Annotated in this window: 1 protein-coding gene; it reads left to right on the top strand. The window is 72.9% G+C overall.

Features of this window, described 5'->3' with window-relative positions:
- Positions 1-2,633 (top strand): condensation domain-containing protein (locus tag ACX28W_RS43805; RefSeq protein WP_459005673.1); only part of this gene is annotated, 2,633 nt, incomplete at both ends.

Genomic DNA, 2,633 nt, shown 5'->3' with positions numbered 1-2,633 from the left:
GGGCCGACCGAAGCGTCCGTGGACGTCACCGCCGGCCAGATCCTCCCCGGCGCCACCGCCGTGCCCATCGGCCGCCCCGTGTGGAACACCACGACCTACGTCCTGGACGCCGGGCTCCGTCCCGTGCCTCCCGGCGTCCCCGGCGAGCTGTATCTCGCCGGTGTCCAGCTGGCCCGGGGCTACCTGGGCCGGGCGGGTCTGACGGCTGAGCGGTTCACGGCGGACCCGTACGGGCCGGCCGGAGCGCGGATGTACCGCACGGGCGACCTGGCTCGATGGACCCGGGACGGTGAGCTGGAGTACCTGGGCCGGGTCGACGACCAGGTCAAGCTGCGTGGCTTCCGGATCGAACTCGGTGAGATCGAGGCGGTGTTGGCCGCGCACGAGACCGTCGCGCACGCCACCGTCCTCGTCAGGGACGACCGCCTCGTCGCCTACGTCGTCCCCGCCCCCGGCGCCGCACCGGACCCGGACGCCCTGCGCGCCCACACCGCCACCGCCCTGCCCGCCCACATGGTCCCGGCCGCCGTCATCCCCCTGGACGCCCTGCCCCTCACCCCCAACGGCAAGCTCGACCGGGGAGCCCTGCCCGCCCCCGACTTCTCGGCCGTCGTCACCAGCCGTGGGCCCCGGACCCCGCACGAGGAACTCCTGTGCCAGGCGTTCGCGGCCGTCCTCGGGCTCGAACACATCGGTGTGGACGACGACTTCTTCGCACTCGGCGGCCATTCGCTGCTGGCGATGAGGCTGGTCAGCCGCATCCGTACGGTCCTGAACGCCGAGGTGCCGCTCCGCGCGGTCTTCGACGCGCCCACCGTGGCCCGGCTCGCCGCCGTCCTCGGTGACGCCCGCGCCCTGACCCGCCCCGCGCTCACGGCCGACCGGACACGCCCCGAACGGCTGCCGCTGTCCTCCGCCCAGCGGCGGCTGTGGCTGCTGCACCAGGTGGACGGGCCGAACCCGGCGTACAACATTCCCGCCGCCTGGCGACTCGCGGGCCCGTTGGACCGGGTCGCCCTGGCGCAGGCCGTCAACGACCTCGTCGCCCGCCACGCCACCCTGCGCACGGTCTTCCCCGCCGAGGACGGGCTGCCGTACCAGCGTGTCCTGGACCCGGCCCAGGCACAGGTCGCGATCAACACCGAGTCGTACGAGCGGCTCGCGGAGTGCGCTGCGTACGCCTTCGACCTCGAACACGAACTCCCCTTGCGGGTCACTCTGTTCGAGACCGGCCCCGACGAGCACGTCCTGCTGCTCCTGCTCCATCACATCGCGACCGACGAGTGGTCGCAGCGGCCGCTGCTCGCCGACCTGAGCACCGCCTACGCCGCCCGGACGGCGGGTCACGGCCCCGACTGGGCGCCGCTGCCGGTGACGTACGCCGACTACACCCTCTGGCAGCGCGACCTGCTCGACGACACCGGCACCGACCTGCTCGACCACTGGACCGAGTCGTTGCGCGGCCTGCCCGTGGAGCTTGCTCTGCCCACCGACCGGCCGCGCCCGGCCGAGTCGGGGCACGGCGGCGGCACCGTCGGGTTCACCGTCCCGCCGCGGCTGGAACGGGAGTTGCGCGAACTGGCCCGCCGCGAGGGCGCCAGCATGTTCATGGTCGCCCAGGCCGCCGTGGCCACCCTGCTGCACCGGCTCGGCGCGGGCGACGACATCCCGCTGGGCGCCCCCGTCTCCGGGCGCACGGACGAGAACCTGGAAGACCTCGTCGGGTTCTTCGTCAACTCGCTCGTCCTGCGCACCGACCTCTCCGGCGACCCGGGCTTCGCCGAACTGCTGCGCCGGGTGCGGGAGACCGACCTGGCGGCGTACGAGCACCAGGACCTGCCCTTCGAACGGCTGGTGGAGGCGGTCAACCCGGAGCGCTCCCTCGCCCGGCACCCGCTCTTCCAGGTCATGGTCGTCCACCTCGCCGGACCCGGCGGCACCCCCGCCCTGCCCGGACTCACCGCCCGCCCCGAACCGATCGGCCAGGAGACCGCCAAGTTCGACCTCAGCTTCGACTTCGTCGAACAGGGCGACGGCAACGGCATCCAGGGCTGGATCGAGTACAGCACCGACCTCTTCGACCCCACCACCGCCGAACTGCTCGCCGACCGCCTGGTCAGCGTCCTCGAACAGGCCACCGCCACCCCGGACCGGCCGGTCGGGCTCCTCGAACTCCTCACCGACGACGAACGCACCCGCGTCCTCACCGACTGGAACGACACCGGCCGCGAGGTGCCCGGTCTGACCCTGCCGGAGCTGTTCCGGGCCCAGGTGGCGGCGACGCCGGCGGCGACGGCGCTGGTCTTCGAGGGTGCTGCCCTGACGTACGCGGAGTTGGACGCGCGGGTCGAGCGGCTGGCGGGTGTGCTGTCCGGCATGGGGGTCGGTCCGGAAGGTGTCGTGGCCGTCTCTCTGCCGCGGTCGGTGGATCTGGTGGTCGCGTTGCTGGCCGTGCATCGTGCGGGTGCTGCTTATCTGCCGCTGGACGTGGACTATCCGGCGGAGCGGATCGCTTTCATGCTGGACGACGCCGAGCCGGTGTGTGTGATTGCGGGGGGTCTGCCCGAGGGGCCGTGCGGTGAGCTGCCGAGGTCGTACGATCCGCGTCACCCGGCGTACGTGATCTACACCTC

This window comes from Streptomyces sp. SD15 (genome assembly GCF_054462255.1).
The sequence above is the reverse complement of the archived record's forward strand: the minus strand, read 5'-3'. Positions and strand labels throughout refer to the sequence as shown.